The sequence below is a fragment of the Hydrogenimonas urashimensis genome (assembly GCF_016593255.1).
GTDB classification, from domain to species: domain Bacteria; phylum Campylobacterota; class Campylobacteria; order Campylobacterales; family Hydrogenimonadaceae; genus Hydrogenimonas; species Hydrogenimonas urashimensis.
Genome location: NZ_AP023212.1, coordinates 114,502 through 140,038 on the forward strand (window position 1 = coordinate 114,502; position 25,537 = coordinate 140,038).

Sequence of the window (25,537 nt, forward strand, 5' to 3'; positions counted from 1 at the left end):
CTTCTCTCCTTCCTAGAATATTTGTGTCATCCAATGCCAGAACTTTTTCAGTGACTGGCCGAATGTTTCTTTGTCTTCCTGCGCGACGCGCGCAAGGGTCTGTTTGACATCCTCGTTTTTCAGTTTGATGCTATTCTCTTTTTCCTGACCGGTGGAGGTCGGCGAAATGGTGGGCAATTCTCCCTCGTCGGTCGTGATAGGCTCTTTCTTGTGAAGCATCTTTCTATGGGAATCGATTTCGTACTGGGTATATCCTCCCGCCCCGTATTCGAGCAGTCCCATGACCGTCGCGAAGGCGGGATCGTTGAGCGGTTCGAAATCCCCCTCGACAGGGGATGGTCTGGCGATGCGGACGGGCATGTTGTCGAAGATCGCCATGGCCAGTTCTCTGATGCCGTCGAGTTTGGTCATGCCTCCTGTGAGGACGATGCCCGCTCCGATCTGGTCGCGGAGATTGCTCTTTTCCAGCTCTTTGGCAAGAATCATAAGGGTCTCCTGCACACGCGCCTGGATGACGTTGTAGACAATCTCCAGGGAGATTTCGTGATTCTCCTCCTCGTCGCCGATGACGGGGATCTCGATCAGGTCGCTGGAGGGGGAACGGAGCGAGCCGTATTCGAGCTTGATCCGCTCGGCGACATGCAAGGGAGTGTGCAGCGCCATCGAGAGGTCGTTGGTAATATGGTTCGATCCGACAGCCAGAAACGTGTTGAAACGGATGGAGTTGCCCGAATGGACGACCATCTCGCAGGTTGAACCGCCCATGTCGATGACGCAGACACCCAACTCCCTTTCGTCGTCATTGAGTACGGAGATAGCGGAAGCGTAGCCCGCGAGGACGACATTGTCGATCTCGATGCCGGCTGACTTGACCGCTTTTTTGAGATTGCTGAGGCTCGATTTCTGGGCCGTGATGATATGGGTATCGACCTCGAGCCGGCTCGCGTTCATGCCGAAAGGATCTTCGATGAACTCCTGCTCGTCCACTTTGAAGTTGTAAGGAAGAACATGAAGGACCTCATACTCGTTGGGGATATTGGCATTGTAGAGGGCTGTCTGCATGACGCGGTTGATCTCACTGATGCCGATCTCCTGCTGGGGGATGTTGACGATCCCGGAACTGTTGATCGAACGGGTGTAGGCACCGGAGATCGAGATGATCGCCTTGGAAGCGACGGTACCGGCGACGCGTTTGGCATCGCTTAGTGCCTGACGGATCGAACGTGTCGTCAATTCGATATTGGTGATCGTTCCTTTGCGGACACCCTGGGATTTGGCGACGCCCGAGCCTATGACATGGATCGTGTTCTCTCTCTTTTCAGCGATGACAACGCTGATTTTGCTCGATCCGATATCAATGGCGAGGAGAGGTTTGCTCACTCAGCTTCCTTTAGAAATATCTCGATCGGATATTTTTGCTGCAGCTGCGTTATCAGATTGTTTTGGAGAAGATTGGATTTGATCTTTCCTGCATTCTCTTTGACAAACGCCTCGTGCTCTTTCAGTTTGTCACTGTCAAGCAACTTTTGTTCCACTATCGCATAACTGACAGCTTTGTTGTCAAGAAGTATCGCGCCCCTGGCCTTTTTCGCACTGAAAAGCTGCCGCAGAAAGAGGGAGGCTTCGGCTTTCGTCAAAGGGGGAAGTTTGTCAACGCTGTCACGTGTCACATAGTCAGATTCCTGTGCATCCGTAAGATTTTCGCTCGACTTTTGTGCGACTTTTTTCAACGCTTCGGCACGTTTTATCTTCATGAAGTCGTTTTTGACATCATTGTAGGCTTCCTCGAAACTTTTCGGCTTGGGCAGAATCATCTTTTCGATTTTGATGACCGCGTACCTGCCGCCTACGATTTTGGGTTTGAGGGTCGTCCCGGCAACGGCGCCTTCGATCGCCTCCCATGTCTTCGTGTCAAAAAGTGGGTCTCCCGCATCGACAACACGCTCCTCGCTCGCACTCTTTTTCCCTTTCTTAAGATCGATATACGCAAGCTGAGCCTTTTTCTTCGCGTGTTTGAGGCGAATTGCTTCCACGATCTTCTCTTTTGCCGATTCGAGGGGGAGAATCTCTCCCTTTTCATTCACGAAATCGGTTCGGTTCTCTTTGTAATAGCTTTCGATTTCGGTATCGGAGGGTGTTTCGTCGGAGGGTTCGACCCAGAGGATCGCCAGTTTGAAACGTTTGGGGGTCATGTAGGCCTCTTTGTGCGCTTCCCAGTATTTCTTCAGTTCCTTTTCATCCGCCTTTACGGTGACATCGTCGGCCGTGAAGACTTTGTAGCGGAGTCTGTCGGCCATGAAAAGCGCCGCGCCGAAGGCTTCAACCTCCAGCGGTGCCGCGTCGGAAGAGAGCAGGGAGAGTGTCTTCTTGATCAGGATTTCGCTTTTGAGACTCTCTTCGAACGCCTTTGGTTTCATCCGCATGTTCTGAAGCACGGCGAGATAGGTGTTTTTGTCGAATTTCCCGTCTTTTTGGAATGCGGGAATCGCAAGAATCGCCTTTTGCACCTCTTCGTCACTGACCACGATGCCGTGGTCTTTTGCGAAATTTTTGACGAGTGCCTGGTAGACAAGCGATTGCAGAACCTGTTTTTGAAGCCCCATTTTTCTGGCGGTCGCTTCATCTAGCGTGCCACCCATTGCACGGTTGTACTGCTCAAAGGCATTTCCGTAGGCCTGCTGAAACTCTTCCAGCGAAACGGGAATGTCGCCGACGAGCGCGACGCTGTTGCTTTTGCTTCCGTACTGGTAGGTGCCCCATCCCACAAAACCGGCGCCGACGAAAGCGATCGTGCTGATCCAGATGGTGATGACTAGATATTTTCTGTGTTTCTGCATCCAAGAGATCATTCAAAAGCCTTTGATGTTTATGCGGTATAATTGATTAACTGATTTTATTTGATTTGAAATTAATTTCGGTTTAAATTTAACGCTTTAGCGCCGAATTTACCGATATTTTGTCAATACTTTACAACTTGTCAAAAAAGTTTACAAATATTGACAGAAATGAGGGGAAATGCCGTGAAAAACAGCGAAGTGACGGAGCGTGACCTGGCTCACATATGGCACCCGTGCACCCAGATGAAAGATCATGAACGGCTGCCTCTGGTGCCTGTCAGATCGGGCAGGGGCGTCTGGCTCGAAGATTTCGAAGGCAACCGGTTCATCGACGGTATCAGCAGCTGGTGGGTCAACCTTTTCGGTCATGCCCATCCCTACATCACCCGGAAGCTTTCCGAACAGGCGGCGACCCTTGAGCATGTGCTGCTGGCCGGTTTCACCCACGAACCGGCGGTGCGGCTGGCCGAAAGGCTCTGCCGTATCGCTCCGGGCGGTCTGGAAAAACTCTTCTTCGCCGACAATGGTTCCAGCGCGATCGAAGTGGCACTCAAGATGAGTTACCACGCCCACCTCAACGCGGGGGAGAGGAGACCGCTCTTTCTCTCCCTGACCAACAGCTACCACGGCGAGACGATCGGGGCGCTCTCCGTCGGTGACGTGGCACTCTACAAGAAGACCTACGAACCGATCCTCATCCGCTCCCTACAGACGCCGGTGCCGGAAGACCGGAGTGTCGAAGCGGCCGAAAACGCGGCAATCGCCCTCGAAGGTATTCTCAAAGAGCGCGGAGGAGAGATTTCCGCACTGATCGTGGAGCCGCTGGTACAGTGTGCCGGATACATGCACATGTACCATCCCCGTTATCTGAGCCTTGCCAAGAAGCTGTGCGAAGCCTACGGCGTGCACTTTATCGCCGACGAGATCGCCGTCGGATTCGGTCGGACCGGTACGATGTTCGCCTGCGAGCAGGCGGATGTCGTTCCCGATTTCATGTGCCTCTCCAAAGGGCTCACCGGCGGGTATATGCCCCTCGCCGCTGTGTTGACGACCGACGAAATCTACAGCCGTTTTTACTGCGACTATCTTGAATACAGAGCCTTTCTCCACTCCCACAGCTATACCGGAAACCCGCTCGGATGCAGCTGTGCCAATGCGGTATTGGATATTTTCGAAACAGAGAATGTGCTAAAGAGCAACCGTGAAAAAATTCGATGGATGACGGAGCTTCTCGAGCCTTTCGGGAAGCTGCCCAACGTCAGGGATGTCCGGCAGCAGGGGCTGATCGCAGCGGTGGAACTTAAGGGGTACCGCCCTGAAGAGCGGGTCAATCTCAAACTTTTCGACTACTGCCTCAAGCGGGGTGTTTTCATCCGTCCTCTGGGGCATGTCCTCTATTTCATGCCTCCCTACATTATCACGAAAGAGGAGATGGCAACCATGATCGAAACGGCCTACGATGCCATAAGGAGCCTGTGATGGCGGATTCGAACATTCGGGTTGGAACCTCGGGTTTTTATTACGAGCACTGGCGCGGGGTTTTCTATCCCGAGGATCTTGCGAAATCGCACTTTTTCGAATACTATATGCGCCGTTTCAAAACGGTCGAGCTCAACAGCACCTTCTACCATCTGCCCCGTCTGAAGACGACAGAGCACTGGGCGCAGATGTCGCCGAACGACTTTCTCTTTTCGCTCAAGGCCTACCGGGGCATCACCCATTATCGTAAACTCAAAGATGTCGAAGAGGACCTTTACCGCTACCTTCATCTGGTCAAGCCGCTGAAGCCGAAACTCGGGACCATACTCTTCCAGCTTCCACCTTCGCTGCATCTGGACCGGGAACTGCTCGCCGATTTTCTTCAACTGCTTCCCAACGGATATCGCTACACGATCGAATTCCGCCATGCAAGCTGGCTGAACGACGACATTTTCAACCTGCTCAAAAGCTACAATGTGGCACTTTGTGTCAACGATTTCGGGAAACGGCAGATGGATTGGATCGCGACGGCCGATTTCGGCTATCTCCGTTTTCACGGACCGACGGGGCATTACGGGGGAAGTTACGACGACGCGACGCTGGCGGCATGGGCCGATCGTCTCAAAAAGGAGATCCGGTCACTGCGGGCGATCTTCGTCTATTTCAACAACGATTTCGGCGGATATGCCGTCATGAACGCGATGACTCTGATGAGAATGCTCGGAATAAGCTATAATTCGCAAAAAGATTCGGAAACGCGATGAACGAAAAAATTCCCCACGTTCCTGTTCTTCTGGAAGAGGTTCTGCGCTGTTTCGAAGCGATGCCCCGCGAGGGCTTCTTCATCGACTGCACGCTGGGGTATGGCGGCCACAGCGAAGCGATTTTGGAAAAATTTCCGAAGATCCGTCTCATTGGAATCGACCGTGATCCGGAAGCGATCGCCTATGCGACGAAACGCCTCGCACCGTTTAAGGAGCGTTTCGAGGCGAAACAGGGACGCTTTTCCGATCTGCTGCCGTCTCTTTTGACGCTTCCTGTCGCCGGTGTTCTGGCCGATTTCGGTGTCTCATCACTTCAGCTGGACAAAAAGGAGAGGGGATTCAGTTTTCTTTCGGAAAACCTCGATATGCGGATGGATCCCGAAGCCCCATTGAGTGCCTACGAGGTCGTCAACCGCTATCCGCAGGAGGAGCTCGAGCGCATTTTCAGGGAGTACGCCGAAGAGCGCGCCTACAAAAGAGCGGCCAGGGCGATCGTGGAGGCGCGGGCCGAAAAACCGATCGCAAGCGGGTTGGAGCTGGCGGAGATTCTTGGCCGTGTCATCCCAAAACGGGGAAAGACCAATCCCGCCACGGCGCTTTTCCAGGCGATACGCATCGAAGTAAACGATGAATTGGGAGAGATCGAGCGGCTTTTGGATATTCTCGAAAAGATGCCGCCCAAAGGGGCGGTCGTCGGCCTGATCACATTCCATTCGCTGGAGGACAGGCTAGTGAAGCAGCGTTTCAGAAAGTGGAGTACCGAGTGCATCTGTCCCCCCGAAGCGTTCCGGTGTTCCTGCGGCGGCGGCCATGCCCTTGGCAAACAGCTCGGCCGTAAACCTGTAACGGCTTCCGCCTCGGAGCTGAAAGAGAATCCAAGAAGCCGCAGTGCGAAACTGCGCTGTTTCAAATTCAAGGAGTAGAAGCGTTGGCGGAAAAAAAGGTGTCGAAAAAAGCGGCAGCCGAAAAAAAAACCTCGACGACCGCTAAAGAAAAAACGGAACTGGTCGATAGTATCAGTGAGGCCACTTACGACGGCACGGCTGATTGGCAGTTTTTACTTTTGGTTTTAATCTCTATTGCCATTGCTCTCCTCCTTTTGCTGCCGAAGATATATCTTAGAAACTCTATCTATTATCAAAGCCGTGCCATCGACCGACTCGAAACCCAGTACGGTGCCCTTCTGGAAGAGAACAAGCTTTTGAAACGGAAAGTGGAGGGATTGAAGGTCAAAAACCAGATTCTCGACACCATCTTCTGACCATGATCGAAAAATTCATCCGTTTCGGAATCGAAAAGCCGATACTGAACCATATTTTTCTCGCGTTCTTGCTCCTTCTTTCGATTTTCGCCTACCACAATATCCCCAAGGAGATCTTTCCGCCCGGCACGCTCGATAGGGTCGTCATCACAGGGCACTACAGCGGTGCGAGCGCGGATATACTGGACAAAATGGCCGTTCATACGATCGAGGACGGGCTCAAGAATCTAAGTGAAATCGATACGATCGAATCGGTCATCAAGAACGGCGCCTTTTCGATCGGTGCCGATATCAAGCCGGGGAACGATCCCTCCCTGACGCTTGATGATGCCAAAGATATCGTCGCCAACATCCGCAGGGATCTTCCGGCAGACATGGACGAACCGATCGCCAAGATCGCCAAACGCAATTTTCCCCTGGTACTCATCGCCGTCGCGGGCGATACGAAGAAGAAGGAACTGCTCGCCGTGGCGGACGAGATCAAAAACGATCTTGCCAATCTCAGGGAACTCAGCGACATCGTCATATACGGCGACGCGGATGACGAACTCGACATCTACATCGACAGCGAAAAGGCGAAGGCGCTCGGGGTCTCCTACCGCTCTTTGATCAATGCGCTCTCCCAGCTTGCTTCGATCTTTCCTGTCGGTGCCGTGAAGCAGCGGGGGGAACACTATTTCATCAGTACCATAAACGGTGAAAAAAAGGCGAAAGAGCTGGAAAACACGATTCTCAAGGTCGACGGGAAGAGTATTCTTCTCAAGGATGTGGCCACCGTGAGGTTCCAGCTCAGCGATCCTGAGGAGATTTCGCATTTCAACGGTATCAAAAACGTCTCCATCTCCGTCAGCAAGTCGGAGCGGGGCAATGCCATCGCCCTTTCCAAAGAGATAAGGCGGATGCTCGAGGGGTACAAAAAGAGATATCCGCAGCTGACTTTCGACGTCTATACCGATACCTCCGTCTGGATAAAAAACCGCCTCAACACGGTTGTCTCCAACATCATCTTCGGTCTCTTTCTGGTCTTTCTCTCCATGCTGCTTTTCGTCAACGCCCGCATCGCCCTGGTCGTCGCCATCGGTATTCCTGTCAGTTTCATGATCGGCCTGGTGGCCCTCGAAATTCTCGACTACAGTCTCAATATGCTGACACTGCTGGGGGCGCTGATCGCGCTGGGGATGCTGGTGGACGAGGCGATCGTCGTGGCGGAGAATATCTACCGCTACATCGAAGAGGGAATGCCGCCGCAGGAAGCGGCTCTCAAAGGGGCGGTGGAGATGTTTCCCGCTGTGCTGACAGCGACGATGACCACCGTTTTCGCATTTCTTCCCCTGCTCATGCTCAGCGGCCAGCTGGGGGAGTTCATCAAGGTGTTGCCGGTGATGATCACGGTACTGCTGCTCAGTTCGCTTTTCGAAGCTTTCTATTTTCTGCCGCTGCATGCGAAAGATATGCTCAAACCGACGCATGAAATGAGTTTCACACGCCGTTTCTGGGCACGCAACTACGCCGTGTACCGTGCCGTTCTCAAACCTCTGGTCCACTACAGGTATCTGTCGCTTCCCCTGATGGTCGGCGCGATCGTGCTGGCAACGTGGCTGTTGGCGAAACAGAGCAAATTTCAACTCTTCCCCGATTTCGATACGACGCAGATATACATCAATGGCGAGGTGGACATCAACAACGACCTGCGGGACAACGAAAAGATCGTCTCGAAACTCGAAGCGGCGCTTCTGAAAAGACTTGATAGAAGAGATGTCGCCTCTTTGACGGCGGTCATCGGCCTGAAGGTGGACAGCAACAACAAAGGAGAACACGCCGACAATCTCTTTCACATTTTCGTGAATCTGCACGAACCGGTCCCGAAGAACTTTTTCGACAGGTATCTCAATCCCTGGCTGAGTCCCGAATACGACGACAGCGACATGATGCGTGTCCACTCGGCCCAGGAGATCGCCGGGCAGATTCAGAGCATCGTCGAGCCTTTCCGAAAGATGAAGGACAGCTACGGTCCCCTTTTCAAGGAGATCAACGTCATCGTGCCCCAGGCGGGCATCGTCAAAAGCGATATCGAACTCTCCTTCGGCGGGGCTCCCGAAAAGGTGGCATACGCCCTCAAAAGCGTCGAAAAGGTGCTGCAGGAGATAAAAGGGGTCGAAAACATCACGGACGATGCCATGCTGGGCGAGGATGAGCTAAAACTAAGAGTCAACCGTTATGGCCAGCGTCTTGGATTCAACGAAGTGCTGGTCACGCAGGCGCTGCAGCCCTTCTTTCTGGAAGGCGAGTACGGAAAGATGTTCAACGAGGAGGGATTGGTGCGCATCCGGCTTCAGGAGAGGTTCAAGGACCGTTACGAGCGGTTTTTGCATTTTGAACTTCAGGTACCCGGAAGGATGCAGTGGGTGAAACTTTCGGAGATTGTCGATATCGGGCACAAAAAGAGCTTCGCGAAAATCTACAAAGTCGACGGAAAACGAGTCAGCACTGTCTATGCCTCCTTGAACAAAAAATTCGTCACTTCCGGCGAAGTGATGGACCGGCTCGCCCCCCTTTTTGTAAAACTCGAAAAAGAGGGTGTGTCGATCGATATCAAAGGAGAGGAGAAGGAGAACCGTACCGTCAGAAGAGAGATCATTCAGTCCGCCGTCGTGGCGATTTTTCTGATATTCGTCGCGCTTGTCTGGATGTTCGACTCCATCGCCCTGCCGTTGATTACGCTGACGACGATTCCTCTTTCGATCTTCGGCGTGCTGATCGGCCACATCGTCATGGGAATGAATATCACGATGCCGAGTCTCATCGGCATCGTGGGTCTTTCGGGGGTGGTGGTCAACGATGGGCTGATCATGATCGATTTCATCAAACATACGCGCTCCATCGACGAACTGCTGGAGAGGGCCAGACTGCGATTGCGGCCGATTCTGCTCACATCCCTCACCACTGTTCTGGGACTTTCGTCGCTAATGTTTTTCGCTTCCGGGCAGGCTCTGATACTCCAGCCCATGGCGGTGACCCTCGGTTTCGGTCTGATCTGGGCGACGGTTCTTAATCTCTACTTCGTTCCGCTGCTCTTTTCGGTACTCTACAGGGTGAAGGCGTAGGGGAAGTCGCAAAAAATCCATCGCTTTTGCACCCTCATGCGGCCGGGGAGAAAAAGCGTGATCGGAGGCAAACCGTTTTTCACCCTGCCATGCCTGCCATCTGTAAGCTATTAGTGGTATAATAATGGCTTTTAAGACCGGATCGAAACACAATTCATAGGGGGAAACATGTTATTCGAAGATGAAGAGGATATCTTTACGGGCGGATCGCCGAAGAGAAAATTTTTCGACATTGTCTACCATGCCAACCGCAATCTCGTGGAAAACGAGATCGACAAGCTGGTGATGCGTCTGTGTATCGTGGAGTCGATGCTCGAAGAGAAAATCGGCGAAGAGGCCCTCGAGAACGAAGTGCGGCGGCACTCGGCACTTCCGTCCGAAGAGCTCGAGGATTGCATGGCAAGCAAATACATCGGATTGACGGCGGACATTCTGACGCAGAATGAGTAGGGCCGTCGCCGTTTTGCTGTTCGTTTCGTCTCTGCTGTTGGGAGCGGGGGCGAACGATCCCAACGAGGCATGGAGCCATTACGATACGTTTGCTTTGAAAAAAGATCAGGTTCAGCATGTCCGGATAGATGCGAACGAAAAGAGTCATCGGCTTGCGTTCAGGTGGACACTTTACAAAAACGGCGGACTTGTCATGCATGTCGATTACGACGGGCACAGGTTTCAGCCGCTGCTCTACACCGGCTACAAACGCAACGCCTTTCGCATCGATCTTTTCTCAAGGCCGAACGACGCCACGCCAATGCAGTTGGAAACACCTTTCGCGCTGTTGATTTTCACGGCTTTCGATCCCCGAAAGCGGGAAGCTCACATCGATATGAAGATCAGAAGCGACGAAGCGAGTGAAGTATTTTATGTAAAAGGGAAGTAGAGACGATGCTTGAAGCTGTTGAATCGAAGATGCGCGAATACATCGCCGAGCTGGAAAACGACGAGGTGGCGAAACTTTTCGAAGCGCTGCCGCATGGGAAGCGTCTTCGCGCGAAACTGGTGCTGAAAGTGGCGAAAAGTGACGACAGAGCCGTCGTGCTGGCCGCGGTTATCGAAATGATCCATGCGGCGAGCCTGCTTCATGACGATGTGATCGATGATGCGATGACGCGCCGCGGCGTGCCTTCGATGAACGCGACCGAAGGGAGCAAGCAGGCGATCATGATGGGAGACATCCTCTATTCCAAAGGATTCGAGGAGCTGACGGCATTCGAGAGGAAAATCGCCTCCACCGTGGCCCGCGCCGTAACGCAACTGAGCATCGGGGAGCTTATGGATGTGCGCCTTTCGGATCGCTTCAACCCCGACGTGGCCGCCTATATGCGGATGATTTATCAGAAGACGGCGGCGCTGATTGAGGCGACCGCCGCATCGGCGGCATTGCTGGCCGGAAAAGATGAAAAAATCTACGGCATTTACGGCAAAAATCTCGGCATCGCCTTTCAGATCATCGACGACATTCTCGACATCACCCAGACGTCCGAACGGCTCGGCAAGCCGGCGATGCACGATTTCGAAGAGGGCAAAACGACACTTCCTTATATCTACCTCTACGAATCTCTCGACGAAACGGCGAAAGAGCGTCTTGTTTCCCTCCATCGAAAGCCGCTCACGGATGAAGAGAGAGCGTGGATTACAGGTATGATGGAAGAGACCGGGGCGCTGCGCAGGGCCTATCTCTACGCCAAAGAGCTGGGAGAGGAGGCGGTCGCGCTCATGGAAGGGGAGGGCGAAACCTCACTGGCCGAGATCGTCACGGCGATGATCGAAAGGGAGTTTTGATGCAGTATCTCGTCGTGAGCTATTCCCACAAAAATACCGATATCGTCGTTCGGGAGAAGCTGGCTTTTTCGGACGCGGAAGAGAAACACCGGGCACTCCGTTCCGTTCTCGATGTTCACGGGGTTAACGAGGCGATTCTTCTTTCTACGTGCAACAGGGTCGAATTCATCGTCAGCACATCGAACCCTTCCGCTGCGCTCGATGCCATATTCATGGTTTTGCACCACCACAGCGCTCTTTCTGTCGAGGAGTTGGAAGGACGGGCCGACGTCTACGAGGATGAAGGAGCGGTGCACCATATCTTCGCTGTTGCTTCTTCGCTCGATTCACTGGTGGTGGGGGAGACGCAGATTGCAGGGCAGCTCAAAGATGCCTTCCGCTTCGCCTACGAAAACGGCTACTGTTCGCAGAAACTGGCGCGCGTCATCCACTTCGCCTTCAAATGTGCCGCCGAGGTGCGCAACTCCACCGATATCTCCAAGAGCCCCGTGTCGGTGGCGGGAGCTGCGGTCACACAGGCCAAAGAGGTCATGGGAGGCAACCTGGGCGGTTTCACGGGGCTGGTCGTGGGAGCGGGAGAGATGAGCCGTATCGTGGCGCAGCATCTGGTGGCCAACGGCTGCAACGTCATCATCTTCAACCGTTCGATGGAGCGAGCCAAGGCGATCGCCGAAGAGGTGGGCGAACGTATCGACGTGGAACCGTTCCACGCACTGCCGGAATATATCAACCGTTACCGTCTTCTTTTTACGGCAACAGGCGCGTCCCATGCCGTGATTACCGATGAGATGGTGCAGCCGGCGACATTCGAGCGCCACTGGTTCGACCTGGCGGTTCCCCGCGATGTGGATGTCATAAGCGGCAAAAACGTCAACGTCTACGCCGTCGACGATCTTCAGCAGATCGTCGATACCAATCTTTCGATGCGCCGGGAACAGGCACGAAAAGCCTACGAGATCGTCGGGCGCTACACGATGGAGTTTTTCAGGTGGCTGCAATCGATGATGATCGATCCGCTCATCAAGGAGATCCGTCTCAAGGCCAAAAAGTCGGCATTGGCGGAGGTGGAACGCGCCGTAAAGAAGGGATTCATCACGCCGGAGTCGCGTGAAAACGTGGAACGTCTCGTCCACAACGCTTTCAAGAAGTTTCTCCACGACCCGACCGTGCGCCTGCGTGCCGTGGCCGACCAGCCGCGCGCCGATACGATAATCGAAGCGATCAAGTATATATTCGATACCGACGCCGAGGTGAAGATGGGCGACAAGTACAAGTGCGAGTTTATTATGAAGGACGACATAAAATAGTGAAGACTGACAAGTGAAAAGAGATTGAATTTTTAACAACCAATACACCCATGACAAAAAGGTAAGAACGTGCGATTTTCCAAAATGTTGATTCCAACCCTCAAAGAGGCGCCCAAGGATGCGGTGCTGCCCAGCCATATCTACCTCGTGCGCGGCGGATTCATCCATCAGGTGGCCAGCGGCATCTACGATTTTCTGCCACTGGGCAAAAAGGTGCTCGACAAAGTGCGGACCATCGTCAAGGAGGAGCTCGACGCGGCAGGCTCTCAGGAGGTCCAGCTCGGGTTCGTCACGCCGGCGGAGCTGTGGAAGAAGAGCGGCCGTTACGAAAAGTATGGAGCGGAACTGCTCCGTTTTGAAGACCGCAAAGGCAACGAATTCGTTCTGGGACCGACCCACGAGGAGATGATGGTCGAACTCGCCAAGCAGTTCGTCAGCAGCTACAAGCAGCTGCCGCTGAACCTCTATCAGATCAATCTCAAGTTCCGCGACGAGGCACGACCGCGTTTCGGTCTGATGCGCGGGCGTGAATTCATTATGAAAGACGGTTACAGTTTCCATGCCGACCGTGAGGACATGATACGCGAATTCAATCTGATGGAAGCGACCTACCGCAAAATTTTCACCCGCATGGGGCTCGATTTCCGGGTCGTCGAAGCCGACAGCGGTGCCATCGGAGGCGAGGGAAGCAAAGAGTTCATGGTGCTCGCCGACAGCGGAGAGGATACGATCGTCGTCTGCGAAGGGTGCGAATACGCTGCCAACATCGAAGCGGCGAAACGCAAAAGGCCCGAAACCGAAGCGGAAGCACCGGAAGCCGACCTGAACAAGTTCCATACGCCGGGGATCACTACGATCGAGGATCTGTCGCGATTTTTCTACGTCGATCCCCATTATCTTGTCAAAACGGTAGCCAAAAAGGCGATTTATGACGAAGGCAGAAGTGAAATCGTCCTCTTTTTCCTGCGTGGAAATGATGAACTCCAGGAGGTCAAGGCGGCCAACGCCGTCGGTGCGAACGAACTGGTCGATGCATCCGAGGAGGAGCTCGAGGCGGTCGGACTCGTACCCGGATACATGGGGCCGGTTGATCTGATCCGCAACGTCGGCGCGATGGAGGGGGCACCGCCCTACCATGAAGAGAGAGCGCATCTAAATGTCCGAATGGTTTTCGACGAAGGGCTGAAAGATGCAAAAAACATGATCTGCGGGGCCAACGAGAAAGATTACCACATCGTCGGAGCCGATCTGAGTGTTTTGAAGGATCTGGAGTTCACCGACCTGGCACAGACACAGGAAGGGGACGCCTGCGTGAAATGCGGCGGAAAACTCTCCTACACCAAAGGGATCGAAGTGGGGCATATCTTCCAGCTCGGCACCCGCTACTCCGAGCCGCTCGGTGCCACATTCCTCGATCAAAACGGCAAGGCGCGCCCTTTCGTGATGGGGACTTACGGCATCGGTGTCAGCCGCCTGCTCGCTGCGGTCATTGAACAACACCACGATGAAAGAGGCTCCATCTGGCCTCTTTCCGTGGCCCCTTTCGAAGCGGTCGTAATCGTCGGCAACATCAAGGATGAGGCACAGAAAGAGACGGGTGAAACGATCTACCGGCAGCTTCTTGATGCCGGTGTGGATGTGCTGCTTGATGATCGGGCGGAGCGGTTCGGCTTCAAAATGAAAGATTTCGAACTGATCGGTTTCCCCTACGCCATCGTGGTGGGAAAGAGACTTGCCGACGGCATGGTCGAACTGGTCAATCGGCAGTCGCTTGAAAAAAGGGAGCTTCCCGTGGAAGAAGCGGTACGGCAGCTGGTGGAAACGATCCGATGATCTATTTTCTGCTCTATCTCTTTCTGGAGATACTGGTTTCGGTCGAAATTTCTTCCGCCATCGGCCCCTTCTGGACCTTTGTGGAGGTGATTGTCAGCGCCATCGCCGGTTTGCTTCTGTTAACGAACTTCCGTTATACTTTTTTCGAAATCCTGCGGGCGATGACGGAAGGGGATATCACCCCCGAAACGTTCCAGAACCAGAATATGGCGGCACTTATCGGTGCACTGTTGCTGATCGTTCCCGGATTTTTGACCGATATCGTCGGCGTGCTGCTGCAGTTTGGCGTCTTTACCAATCTGCTGGCCTCGAAACTCGCCCGTAAAAAGCGCACGAAAAGCCATATAGATACCAATCCATTAGATGAAGGAGAAACGGATGTCATCGATGTTGAAATCATTGAGCATCATGATGATCGCAGGTAGTCTCGCCTTTGCGGGCGGTGACGGCGATGTGATCCATTATGTCAAAAGAAAGCTGAGCAGAAATCCACAGGTGAAGATCAACGACGCCAGAATCGACGACAAACTGCCGATTCCCGGTATCAAAGGATGGTCGGCCTATGTGGTCTCTCTCGACATCAATCTGACGCGCGGCAAGGAGACGCGACGGATCAAATTTGACGATATTCTGTTTGTCAGCAAAGATCTCATCACGTCGGAACTTGTCGACAGGAAGACGGGCCGCGACGTGCGCTCGATGATTCAGCCGAAAATGCCGAAAGATATCTACAGCAAGGATCATCTGCTCTACGGCAATCCCGATGCAAAACACAAGATTGTGCTCTTTTCCGATCCCCTGTGCCCCTTCTGCCGCATGTCGGTGCCCGATATACTCAAAGCGGCCAGAAAGCATCCCGACGCCATTGCGCTCTACTATTACCATCTCCCCCTGACCACTATCCATCCGGCATCCGAAACGCTGGTGCGAGTGATGGAACTGGCGCAGAAGGAGGGGCGCATGGATATCGTCGAGAAGATGTACAAAATCTCCGTGGATCCCGAACTCAAGGATGAAAAGAAGATTCTCGAAATCGTCAAGAAAGAGGCGGGCTACACGGTAACGCCGAAGCAGATTCATCAGGGCTGGATCGACAGGAAACTGAATCGGGACCGTATGATGTCCCGGAAACTTCTGGTGACAGGAACCCCGACCGTTTTCGCCGACGGCAAAAAAGATGTCACGCGTGAAAAATACAAAACATTCATACAAAAGAAGAAGTAGTCATGGATAAACTGATTATCGCCACACGGGGAAGCCAGCTTGCGATGTGGCAGGCCGAATATGTCAAGGCACAGCTGCTGAAGAGCTTTCCGAATATGGTCATCGAGTTCGCCGTCGTCACGGCGACGGGCGACAAAATTTTGGACAAGCCCCTGGCCCTAATCGGCGGAAAGGGGCTCTTTACCAAAGAGATTGAAGATGCGATGTTGGCCGGCAGGGCGCATCTTGCCGTTCACAGTCTCAAGGATGTGCCCACCGAACTGCCCGAGGGACTGCGCCTTGCGGCCATTACCAAGCGCGACGATACCAGGGATGTCTTTCTCTCCCACACCTACAGAACCATCGACGACCTTCCCCACGGGGCCGTCGTCGGTACGACCAGCCTGCGCCGTCAGATGCAGCTGCGCGCGATCCGGCCGGATTTGACCATCAAAAATCTTCGCGGCAATGTCAATACCCGACTGAGAAAACTGGCGGAGGGGCAGTATGACGCCATCATTCTCGCCTATGTCGGGATGAAGCGCCTGGGCCTTCTTGAAAGCGTTCCCTATCACGACCCCATCAGCGAGGATGTGATGATTCCCCCGTCGGGCCAGGCGTCATTGGGCATCGAGATTATCGACGATCCCGAGGTGGCGAAAATCGCCGAAACCCTCAACGACCCCGATTCGCAACTGGCCGCGAAAATCGAGCGCGATTTCGTGGCGCGGCTGGAAGGAAGCTGCCAGGTGCCCATCGCCGTCAATGCCAAAGTCAACGAAAAAAACGTTCTGGGCAGGGCGATGGTAGGCCTTCCCGACGGTACCGAAATTTTGCAGGAGACTCTGGAATTGCCCAGAGAGGAAGCGGAGGAGATGGGTCTCAAAATGGCCGATATCATGATCGAAAATGGCGCCAAGGAGTTGTTGGCCCGCGCCGAGGCGATGGCGTTCAAAGAGGAACGCTGCGAGCGCTTCTGACCTCTGCCGCATGGCGCCGCTTTGGCGTCATGGCCCCTTTCTATTTTTGTACTTCTTGCCTTTTGCTATCTCCACTTTTTTCCCGGTTCCCGATAAAATTGGCATCGGTGCCGCGAAATCCGTAGACAGGGGCGCGATTTGCCCCCGGGAGCGCGATCGTTCAAACCCCGATGCTTGCGGGAGAGCACAACGCTGATGTTGGCACGCCAATCGAGTCGGGACGGTTTTGCCTCCGAATCTCTTTATGTGCATATACTATATTAGTATACAAATTATGATTAATATCCATATAGAATACTATTATGGTATAATACACAAAAGGAGGGCGGATGAAGATCAAAAAGATGGAACTGGCGCGCAGGTTGAATTTGCGGTACGCCACACTGCTGGAGTGGGAAAAGAAGAGGCCGGAAGTCTACCGCCGACTGGTGCTTTCCTACGAATATGAAAAAGTGATCGAAGAGATATCCCAAAGACTTGCGGATACCCAGTCACTGATCGAAACGGTTCGAAAGGAGAAATCGTGAAAAAGAGAAATGTTTCTGTCGCCAAAAAAGATGATCCGATCTACAAAGAGCCTTTGCAGATCGAAAATGCAACGGTCGCTTCCAAGAAGGTGCCCAAAGGGAAGAAAAAACGTAACAAAGAGAAAAAGAGAAAGAGAAAAAGCGAAGAAACCATCACTTTTTCGATTACGAAAGAGGAAGAGGCGGAGTTTCAGGAGATGCTCGAACAGCAGAATGGGGCGACCCTGAAGATCGCAGAAGAGTCGAAGATCGTCGATGAAAAATTGACATCGTATCTGGAAAAAATCATGGATGCGGAGAATGTGTGGCCGCAGAGTATCGGATATTATGAATTGATCGGCTTTTTGAGTGACATCAAGCACCACAATGCACAGATCCGTCGGGAAAACGAAATACTGCTGGAAACATTCGGCCTGTCCTAAACGAAACCAAGATCCGTTAAACGGAGTTTTCAGCTCGTTGTGGCTATGATAACGTCAGTGTGCCGTCACGGCTCTTGAGAGGCGGAATGTTTCGCGATGGATCAATGCAACAAAAAGAAAGGGGTGTGCTATGGCCACGGAACCTTTGGGTATCGATACGATCGATCACCGGTGCGACCCGGATATCTTTGGATTTGAGACAACAAAAGATGTCGAAGCGGCATTCGCCCCGATAGGGCAGGAGCGGGCGATACGGTCGCTGGAGTTCGAACCCGTTTCGGCCGCCAACCGCTACAATGTCTATGTCATGGGCCCGGGCGGGCTCGGGAAACACGAATTTGTTGAAAAGATTCTGCAGGAGAAGGCCCGGTCGAAAAAGACCCCCCGCGATATCTGCTATGTCAACAATTTCGATGAGCCCAACAAACCCGTCGCAGTCGAATTGGAGCCCGGACTTGCCAAAACTTTCAGAAGCGATATCGAAAAACTTGTCGAAAATCTGAAAAATGCCATTCCCGCCGCTTTCGAGAGCGACGCCTATCATGCCCAGCGGAAAAGGATCGACGAGCGGTTCAAAAACCGAAGCGAAGAGGTCTACAAGAGCATCGAAGAGGAGGCCAAATCGATGGGCATGGCGATGCTCAGGACTCCCGCCGGTATCGTGTTCGTCCCCCACAAAGAGAATGGCGAACTGATGAATCCCAAAGAGTTCCAGGCGCTTCCCCCCGAAGTGCGTGAAGAGATGGAACGCCGTGTGGATCTGCTCAACGAGCATTTGGGGGAGGCAACGCGGGAACTGATGCTGTTTCGCAAAGAGCTTTTCGAAAAGATCAAAGAGCTCAACATAGAGACGACGAAAATGGTAGCCGGCGATATGATCGAGACGATCAAAAAGCGCTATGAAGCGTATGAAAAAGTACAGAGTTATCTGGAAGCTTTTGAAAAGGATGTCGTGGAGAATGTCCAGGACTTTCTTTTCAAAGAGGAGCAGATGGCGGGTGTGCCGCAGCCGTTCGTTCCCCTCTTCCGTCCCTCTTTCACCCGGTACGAAGTCAATATCCTCGTCTCTCACGACATGAAAAAGGGCGCCCCGGTCATCTATGAAGACAATCCCTCCTACGAAAATATCGTGGGACGCATCGAGCATATCGCGCAGATGGGCACACTCATCACCGACTTCACGCTGATCAGGCCCGGATCGCTCCACAAAGCCAGGGGCGGGTATCTGATCATCGATGCCCGGAAGATACTGGTCGAACCTTTCGCCTGGGAGACGCTGAAAAGGGCACTGATGTCGGAAAAGATCAAGATCGTTCCGAAAGAGAGGATGATCGGGCTCATCAGCACGTTGACACTGGAGCCGGAACCGGTGCCTCTTGACATCAAGGTGGTGCTCGTGGGCAGTCGGCTGCTCTACTACCTGCTGTACAATCTCGACCCCGATTTCAAGGGTCTTTTCAATATAAACGCCGATTTCGACGAGATTTACGACAGAGACGACGAGTCTTTGCGGCTCTACGCGTCGCTGATCGCTTCGATCGCCAGAAAAGGGCGCCTGAACCCGCTGACGAAAAGAGGTGTGGCCCGGACCATCGACTACAGCTCCCGCCTGGCCGAAGATGCCAGGAAACTCTCGCTTGAAATCAAGAAAATCACCAATATGCTGGAACAGGCCGACTATTTCGCCCGAAAGAGAGGGAGCGAAGTGATCGATGACATCGACATCGACACGGCGATCGAGGAGATCGAATACCGCAGCGGCCGGATCAAAGAGCGGATTCTTGAAGAGTTCGAGCGGGGGATCGTGAAGATCGATATCGAGGGGGCGAAAAGGGGCCAGGTCAACGGTCTTAGCGTCATCGATCTGGGTGAGATCTTCTATGGCAAGCCTGTTAGGATCACGGCGGTCGCCCGTATGGGCAAGGGCGAAGTGATCGATATCGAAAAAGAGTCGGAACTGGGGGGTAAGATTTTTTCCAAGAGCATCATGATCGTGACCGGCTTTCTCAAAGGCCGTTACGTGCCGGATATGCCCCTGACACTCACCGCCTCCTTGGTATTCGAACAGAGCTACAGCGGGGTGGAAGGAGACAGTGCCTCCCTTGCCGAGACCTGTGCGCTCCTCTCGGCGATCGCGCAGGTGCCGATCAGACAGAACATCGCGATCACCGGTTCCATGAGCCAGAAGGGCGACGCCCAGGCGATCGGAGGTGTCAACGAGAAGATCGAGGGATTTTTCGAAGTGTGCAAACTCAAAGGGCTGACAGGAGATCAGGGGGTCATCATACCCAAATCGAACATCGATCATCTGATGCTCAAAAAAGAGGTGCTCGACGCGATCGGGAGGGGAGAGTTCCACCTCTATGCCGTCGAAAACATCGACGAGGCGATCGAAATTTTAACCAACCTGCCGGCCGGTAAAAGGGGCGATGACGGAAAGTTTTCCAAAGGGAGTGTCAACCGCCTCGTGGAGGATAAACTGACGGAGTTTGCAAAAAAAGCCAAAGAGATCATGCGCGGAAGCACCAAATAACCATCGAAAGGAAAGAGATACCATGGCGAATCTGCAGGCTTGGCTGGAGAGGCTGAAAAACGAAGGCGATCTGAAAATCATCGATGAACCGGTCGATGTCGATCTGGAGATGGCGCATATCGCGTATGCGGAGGTCAAAAAAACCGATTCCAAAGTCTTGCTTTTCACCAAACCGGTCAACAGGAAAAAAGGAATCGAATATCCGATGCCCGTGGTCATGAACATGTTCGCCGATTTTGGCGTAACCGAAAAGATCTTCGGCCGCCATCCCGATGCCATCGCCGCGGAAATCGAAGAGCTTCTGCACATGAAACCGCCGCAGGGTTTCAGGGAAAAACTCTCGCTCATTCCCAAACTTTTCGCTCTCAAAAACGTCTTTCCCAAGCGTATGAAGCAAAAAGGTCTCTGCCAGCAGATCGTCAAAACCGGCCCCGAGGCGGATCTGGACGAACTCCCGATCCTCAAGACATGGAGCGAAGATGGCGGCCCCTTCATCACGATGGGGCAGGTCTATACCCGTTCGCTGGACGGCAAGATGCAGAATCTCGGAATGTACCGACTGCAACAGTATTCAAAAAACCGCCTCGGCATGCACTGGCAGATTCACAAGGATGCCAGCCACTTCTTCGATCAGTACAAAGAGGCGGGCAAAAAGATGCCAGTCACCGTCGCGATCGGCGGCGACCCGCTCTATATCTGGTGCGGCCAGGCACCGCTCCCCCACGGCATGTTCGAGCTTCTTCTGTATGGCTTCGTGCGCAACGAGAATGCGCGGCTAATCAAGTCCATTACCAACGATATCTGGATACCCGAAGATGTCGATATCGTCATCGAAGGGGAGGTCGACCCCGCCGAAACACAGATCGAGGGACCTTTCGGCGACCATACCGGCTACTACACCCTCAAAGAGCCGTACCCTGTCATGACGGTTACGGCGGTCACGATGAAAGAGAATCCCATCTATCAGGCCACGGTCGTCGGTAAGCCGCCGCTGGAGGACAAATATATGGGATGGGGCACCGAGCGCATCTTTCTGCCGCTGCTAAAGACCACCACTCCCGATCTGATCGACTACCATATGCCCGAAAATGGGGTGTTCCACAATCTTATACTGGCACAGATGGAGACACATTACAAAGGGCATGCCAAACAGTTCATGCACGCCTTCTGGGGGGTGGGACAGATGAGCTTTGTCAAGCATGCCGTTTTCGTCGGGAAGGATGCGCCGAAACTGACCGACTACGAAACCGTCACCGATTACATACTCAACCGCGTCGCCCCCGAAAAGGTGCTCATCACCGAAGGGATCGTCGACGCCCTCGACCACTCCAGTCCCGAAGCGCTGGTTGGCGGCAAGCTGGGGCTCGACTGCACCGGTGAAGAGGTGGCCAACGGTGTCGACGAACCCATCGACGACGAAAGGCTTCTTGAGGCACTCCGGACCATCGATCCCAACATCGTGGCGATCAGACAGTATGCCACCCATACCAAAAACCCCGTTACGGTCATCGCCTACCGGAAAGAGCGGTGTGTCCAGTCGCTTTTCGACGATATCGAAGGACTCCACCGGCACATCAGAATCGTCGCGGTGGTCGATGCCGAAGCGAACGATGTCGACAACCCCTACATGCTCGTCTGGCGCATCGCCAACAACATTGACGCCCAGCGCGATGTCCGGCTGAAACCCTTCATCATGCTCGATGCGACCAACAAAAACGAACTCGACGGCTATGGGAGAGAATGGCCCGGAGATGTCTACTGCGATCCGGAGGTGCTGAAATCACTGCAGGAGCGGGGACTGCTCGACATCGATGATGCTTTTGCTAAGAAATTTCAGCTGATATAACCGCTCTCCCTGCTACGGTCGGATGGTTGCCACCCAGCCGACCAGATCTTTCGTGATGGCATCCAACGCTTCGTTGAACGCTTTGACACCGCCTTCGGCATCGTCAGTCGGCGCAGGCGTTTCGGCCGTGAAAATTCTTGAGACACTCTTTTTGTCGCTGTGAAAAGTCGCAAGAAGACGGACAGTGGCAGTGGATGGACCCTTTGAGGAAAAATCCTGGCAGAAGGCGAGCAGTTGAATCTGCAGCATGGCTTCGGGCCGAAGGGACGAAAGGCCGTCGGATACGGTTTGGGCGATATTCGCCTCTTTAAAAGCCGTCAGCAGTTTGTTCTGCAGCATTGTGCCCACCGTGTCGTACCAGATGCTGTAGGCGTAGGGCTGAAGCCGGTAGTTTTTCGTCAGGTAGTAGATGTTCCGCGTGGCGGTCGTTCGGCCGTTTTGTTTGACGAGAATCTCCAAGGTGCGCCAGACGGGTTTTTCAAGGGCCCTTTTTTCCAGACCCGGCGTTTCGGGTGCAATGGTGTAGCTCTGTGCGGGGGGAACCTCTTTGACGGCACATCCGCCGAGCAGCAGGAGAATAAGGGGTATGAAAAATTTCATCGATTGCTCCTTTCGCCGGGTCCAAGAAGGGGGCGGGACTCTTTGAAGAGGAGGTCCCTCGGGCTCTGGCGGAGTTGCCCGATTTCCTCCTCAAGCTCATACAGAAGCGACTGGGTCGTTTCCAAAAGGGCGTCGGCACGGGTGATGGTGGGGTTGAGCATGCTTTGAAAATCGAATTGGCCCTCGTCGAGATGTCGCGTGAAGGTATCGCTCATCCGCCTGAATGCCTCGGCACTTTCCTGGATGGCACGCATGGTACGGTTGCCGTCGTCCGTAAGCTTCAAAGCGGCCGCTTTGACGGCATCGGAGGCTTCATAGAGTTTTTCGAGTCTTTCCGATGCATCGGCGAGATTCTGCAGGAGACGCCGGATGTTTCGGGTGTTCCTTTCGCTGATAAGACTTTTGAGCCGGCGGGTCGAGGCGTCGAGATTGGCGACAATGCCGTTGAGGTGTTCGATGGTATCTTCGCTCAGTATTTTGTTGATGCGTTCGAAGGCGTCCGCCATATTGACCGCCACTTTGGGCAGGGCGTCGCCCAGTTTGGTCAAGGCGGAGGGTTTGGAAGGTATGATGGGAATTCTGCCTTTTTCCATCTCAATCGGTTTCGCTCCCGCCCGTCCTCCGCTGATGTCGACATAGGCGATACCGGTGACCCCTTCGAGTTTGAGCTGGGTGTACATTCCCTCGCGCACGACGAAATCGGCCGGAAGGCGGAGCGTGAGGCGGATGCGTGTCGGATCGTTGGAGTTGATGTGGATGTCGCTCACCTTGCCGATTTCGACTCCCATGAATTTAACAGCCCCGTTTTTGGGAAGCCCCGAAACCGATTCGAACATGTAGGTATAGTAATCCCTGTAAATCTTTTTCCGCTCGCTGAATTTGCCCATCCACAGGGCGAAAAAGACCGCCCCGGCGGCCAACAGCAGAACGAAGAGACCGACAAGGGTGTAACTGGGTCTGCTTTCCATCACGACTCCTCTGTTGCATTGGAATATATCGGCATTTTTTCATGCAGCATCGCTTCGATACGGACTCTGGCCCGGTTTCCGCCGAAGAAGCGGTGTATGAAAGGGTGGCCGCTTTTGAGAATTTCCGTCAGCTTTCCTTCGGCCACGACCTTGTGGTCGGCCAGAACCGCCATGCGGTCGACGACGTTGAAAATGGTGTCGATATCGTGGGTGACCATGACGATTGTCAATCCCAGCAGTTTGCGAAGTTCGGTGATGAGGTTGTCGAACGCTTCGGCGCTCACGGGGTCCAGGCCCGAAGTGGGTTCATCCAGAAACAGAAGTTTCGGGTCCATGACCAGGGCCCGGGCAAGACCCGCCCGTTTGATCATCCCGCCACTGAGTTCTGCGGGGTAGAGTTTTCCGACATCCGGTGCCAATCCCACCATCTCGAGCTTCGAGAGCACGATCTTTTCGATCAAAGATTCCGAAAGCGTGGTGTATTCACGCAGCCAGACGGCGATATTGTCGGCGACGGTCAGCGAGGTGAAGAGCGCGCCGAACTGGAAGAGGACTCCCCATGAGGCGCGGAGCCTGTGGGCGTCGGCATCGGATATGTTGAGTACATCATAGCCCAGCACTTTCACCTGCCCGGCAGTGGGCCGCAGTAGCATGATCATCTCCCGCAGCAGTGTCGTCTTGCCCGAACCACTGCCGCCCAGCAGGCCGTAAATCTCCCCTTCGTAGACGGTGATGTTCACGTCGTCGTGTACCACCTTTTCGCCGAAGCGGGTACGGATATGACGCATTTCTATTAGAGGCTTCATATGCCAAGCTCCGTGAAAATGACCGAAAAGAGGGCATCGACCGCGACGACAAGAAAGATGGCGTTGACGACGCTCATGGTGGTGTAGCGGCCGATGCTTTCGGTGGTTCCGGAGACTTCAAAACCCCGAAAACAGCCGATGGCGGCGATGATGAAAGCGAAAAAGGGGGCTTTGAAAATGCCGACGATGTAGTGTTTGACATCCACGGCATTCTGGAGACGGTCGAGAAACTGCACCGAATTGATGCCCAGCTGCGATTTGGCGATGATCATCCCGGCATAGATACTGATGATATCGGCGAAAAAGATAAGCAGCGGGAGCGCGACGATCATGGCGAAGATGCGGGGCAGGACGACGAAACGGAAAATCTCGAACCCCATCGTCTTCATCGCGTCGATCTCTTCGGTGATCTTCATCACCCCGATCTGCGCCGTGTAGGCCGAGCCGCTGCGTCCCGCGACGATGATGGCGGTGATGAGCGGTGCCAGTTCCCGCGGAATGGAGATGCCGATCATGTCGACGATAAAGATGTTGGCGCCGTATTTTTCCAGTTGTACGGCACTCTGGTAAGCCACGACGATTCCGACCAGAAAGGAGCTGAGCGCCACGATGGGCAGGGCTGTCACCCCCGCTTTGTAGATGTTGGAGGAGGTCTCCTTGAAGCGGATGGACGAAGGATGAAGGATGCTTCTGAATATGGCCGCCGATGTTTCGCCCAGAAAGTTGAGAAAACGAATGAAATCCATGACAACGGTGACGGCGCTTGCGCCGACACGGTTCAGGAAATCGGAAAACAGAACAAAGGCTCTTGTTTCGGCTTTGGGAACAGGACGGCTGTAGCGTTTGACCAACCGGTACATGCGGCAGAACTCTCTGGGGACGCGGCGTACTTCGAGCGGGAGAGTTTTGCCGAGTTCTTCGCGGATGGCGATGAAAAATATCATACCCCCCGTATCGACACTGCGAACGCCCGAAAGGTCGAAAACGACGCGTTTTGACTTTCTGATGCGGGGCAGCAGCGCACGGTAGGAGGCTTCGATTTCGTCGAGCCGGTCGATTCGCCACTCTCCCGACAATCTGACGAGAGTGCAATCCTCTGTGTTTTCGAGTTGGAAAAAAGTTTCACTGTCCATACCGATGATTTTAGCCAAGCCGATATTAAAGGGATGTTACGCAATGGCGGGTGACGGAAAAGAGGAAGGGTGCTTTGTCGCATCTTGTTTTCTCCTCCCACAATACCCGGTCACTCTCTGCCGACCCCGATGGCTCTAAACCTGATTTTAAT

Annotated in this window: 23 protein-coding genes; 17 read left to right on the forward strand and 6 right to left on the reverse strand. The window is 53.7% G+C overall.

The features are described 5' to 3' along the window. Window positions 1–12 precede the first annotated feature (12 nt). Window positions 13–1,380 carry a cell division protein FtsA gene (gene ftsA, locus JMG82_RS00575; RefSeq protein WP_201353005.1) on the reverse strand — a complete coding sequence of 456 codons (1,368 nt, stop codon included), beginning with the start codon at window positions 1,378–1,380 and terminating at the stop codon, window positions 13–15. Continuing rightward, window positions 1,377–2,837 (reverse strand): peptidylprolyl isomerase, encoded by a 1,461-nt coding sequence (locus tag JMG82_RS00580; RefSeq protein WP_201353006.1) that lies wholly within the window; start codon window positions 2,835–2,837, stop codon window positions 1,377–1,379. The genes ftsA and JMG82_RS00580 overlap by 4 nt, the downstream gene beginning before the upstream one ends. 183 nt (window positions 2,838–3,020) lie before the next feature. Here JMG82_RS00580 and JMG82_RS00585 point away from each other — a divergent pair, with 183 nt between their 5' ends. The 17 genes from JMG82_RS00585 to JMG82_RS00665 all read left to right on the forward strand — a co-directional run bounded on the left by JMG82_RS00585 (window position 3,021) and on the right by JMG82_RS00665 (window position 21,878). Beyond that, entirely contained in the window at window positions 3,021–4,316 is a 1,296-nt protein-coding gene (locus tag JMG82_RS00585) for an adenosylmethionine--8-amino-7-oxononanoate transaminase (protein ID WP_201353007.1), read from the forward strand. Continuing rightward, on the forward strand, window positions 4,316–5,080 hold the full coding sequence (locus tag JMG82_RS00590; RefSeq protein ID WP_201353008.1) for a DUF72 domain-containing protein: 765 nt from the start codon (window positions 4,316–4,318) through the stop codon (window positions 5,078–5,080). Before JMG82_RS00585 ends, JMG82_RS00590 begins: the two co-directional genes overlap by 1 nt. Then, window positions 5,077–6,003, forward strand: coding sequence for a 16S rRNA (cytosine(1402)-N(4))-methyltransferase RsmH (gene rsmH / locus JMG82_RS00595; protein WP_201353009.1), 927 nt, complete (start codon window positions 5,077–5,079; stop codon window positions 6,001–6,003). Before JMG82_RS00590 ends, rsmH begins: the two co-directional genes overlap by 4 nt. Before the next feature lie 20 nt (window positions 6,004–6,023). Continuing rightward, window positions 6,024–6,341, forward strand: coding sequence for a hypothetical protein (locus JMG82_RS00600; RefSeq protein ID WP_201353010.1), 318 nt, complete (start codon window positions 6,024–6,026; stop codon window positions 6,339–6,341). 2 nt (window positions 6,342–6,343) lie between these two features. Further along, on the forward strand, window positions 6,344–9,445 hold the full coding sequence (locus tag JMG82_RS00605; RefSeq protein WP_201353011.1) for an efflux RND transporter permease subunit: 3,102 nt from the start codon (window positions 6,344–6,346) through the stop codon (window positions 9,443–9,445). Between the two features lie 168 nt (window positions 9,446–9,613). Beyond that, on the forward strand, window positions 9,614–9,895 hold the full coding sequence (locus JMG82_RS00610) for a DUF2018 family protein (RefSeq protein WP_201353012.1): 282 nt from the start codon (window positions 9,614–9,616) through the stop codon (window positions 9,893–9,895). Next, a complete protein-coding gene (locus tag JMG82_RS00615) occupies window positions 9,888–10,325 on the forward strand; it encodes a hypothetical protein (protein WP_201353013.1) in 438 nt (145 codons plus the stop codon). The genes JMG82_RS00610 and JMG82_RS00615 overlap by 8 nt, the downstream gene beginning before the upstream one ends. Before the next feature lie 5 nt (window positions 10,326–10,330). Then, window positions 10,331–11,227: a polyprenyl synthetase family protein gene (locus JMG82_RS00620; protein WP_201353014.1), complete on the forward strand. Its 897-nt coding sequence runs from the start codon at window positions 10,331–10,333 to the stop codon at window positions 11,225–11,227. After that, a complete protein-coding gene (gene hemA / locus JMG82_RS00625; RefSeq protein WP_201353015.1) occupies window positions 11,227–12,534 on the forward strand; it encodes a glutamyl-tRNA reductase in 1,308 nt (435 codons plus the stop codon). Before JMG82_RS00620 ends, hemA begins: the two co-directional genes overlap by 1 nt. 69 nt (window positions 12,535–12,603) lie before the next feature. After that, complete coding sequence (locus JMG82_RS00630; RefSeq protein WP_201353016.1) at window positions 12,604–14,367, forward strand: proline--tRNA ligase; 1,764 nt, start codon at window positions 12,604–12,606, stop codon at window positions 14,365–14,367. Then, window positions 14,364–14,792 carry an FxsA family protein gene (locus JMG82_RS00635; protein WP_201353017.1) on the forward strand — a complete coding sequence of 143 codons (429 nt, stop codon included), beginning with the start codon at window positions 14,364–14,366 and terminating at the stop codon, window positions 14,790–14,792. Before JMG82_RS00630 ends, JMG82_RS00635 begins: the two co-directional genes overlap by 4 nt. Then, window positions 14,746–15,591 (forward strand): DsbA family protein, encoded by an 846-nt coding sequence (locus JMG82_RS00640; protein ID WP_201353018.1) that lies wholly within the window; start codon window positions 14,746–14,748, stop codon window positions 15,589–15,591. The genes JMG82_RS00635 and JMG82_RS00640 overlap by 47 nt, the downstream gene beginning before the upstream one ends. Before the next feature lie 2 nt (window positions 15,592–15,593). Continuing rightward, a complete protein-coding gene (gene hemC / locus JMG82_RS00645; protein WP_201353019.1) occupies window positions 15,594–16,550 on the forward strand; it encodes a hydroxymethylbilane synthase in 957 nt (318 codons plus the stop codon). A gap of 329 nt (window positions 16,551–16,879) precedes the next feature. Next, window positions 16,880–17,077 carry a hypothetical protein gene (locus tag JMG82_RS00650; RefSeq protein WP_201353020.1) on the forward strand — a complete coding sequence of 66 codons (198 nt, stop codon included), beginning with the start codon at window positions 16,880–16,882 and terminating at the stop codon, window positions 17,075–17,077. Next, window positions 17,074–17,499, forward strand: a complete 426-nt coding sequence (locus tag JMG82_RS00655) for a hypothetical protein (RefSeq protein WP_201353021.1) — start codon at window positions 17,074–17,076, stop codon at window positions 17,497–17,499. Before JMG82_RS00650 ends, JMG82_RS00655 begins: the two co-directional genes overlap by 4 nt. Before the next feature lie 130 nt (window positions 17,500–17,629). Further along, window positions 17,630–20,032: a Lon protease family protein gene (locus JMG82_RS00660; RefSeq protein WP_201353022.1), complete on the forward strand. Its 2,403-nt coding sequence runs from the start codon at window positions 17,630–17,632 to the stop codon at window positions 20,030–20,032. A gap of 31 nt (window positions 20,033–20,063) precedes the next feature. Continuing rightward, window positions 20,064–21,878, forward strand: coding sequence for a menaquinone biosynthesis decarboxylase (locus JMG82_RS00665; protein ID WP_430408182.1), 1,815 nt, complete (start codon window positions 20,064–20,066; stop codon window positions 21,876–21,878). Window positions 21,879–21,890: 12 nt separating this feature from the next. On the opposite strand, the gene JMG82_RS00670 is transcribed toward JMG82_RS00665, so the two are convergent. Genes JMG82_RS00670 through JMG82_RS00685 form a run of 4 tightly spaced genes read right to left on the reverse strand, consistent with a single transcriptional unit; the run spans window position 21,891 to window position 25,403 of the window. Beyond that, window positions 21,891–22,478, reverse strand: coding sequence for an ABC-type transport auxiliary lipoprotein family protein (locus JMG82_RS00670; protein ID WP_201353024.1), 588 nt, complete (start codon window positions 22,476–22,478; stop codon window positions 21,891–21,893). Continuing rightward, window positions 22,475–23,446, reverse strand: a complete 972-nt coding sequence (locus JMG82_RS00675; RefSeq protein WP_201353025.1) for an MlaD family protein — start codon at window positions 23,444–23,446, stop codon at window positions 22,475–22,477. The genes JMG82_RS00670 and JMG82_RS00675 overlap by 4 nt, the downstream gene beginning before the upstream one ends. Continuing rightward, a complete protein-coding gene (locus JMG82_RS00680) occupies window positions 23,446–24,252 on the reverse strand; it encodes an ABC transporter ATP-binding protein (RefSeq protein WP_201353026.1) in 807 nt (268 codons plus the stop codon). The genes JMG82_RS00675 and JMG82_RS00680 overlap by 1 nt, the downstream gene beginning before the upstream one ends. Further along, window positions 24,249–25,403 (reverse strand): ABC transporter permease, encoded by a 1,155-nt coding sequence (locus JMG82_RS00685; protein ID WP_236579150.1) that lies wholly within the window; start codon window positions 25,401–25,403, stop codon window positions 24,249–24,251. The genes JMG82_RS00680 and JMG82_RS00685 overlap by 4 nt, the downstream gene beginning before the upstream one ends. Between the last annotated feature and the right edge of the window lie 134 nt (window positions 25,404–25,537).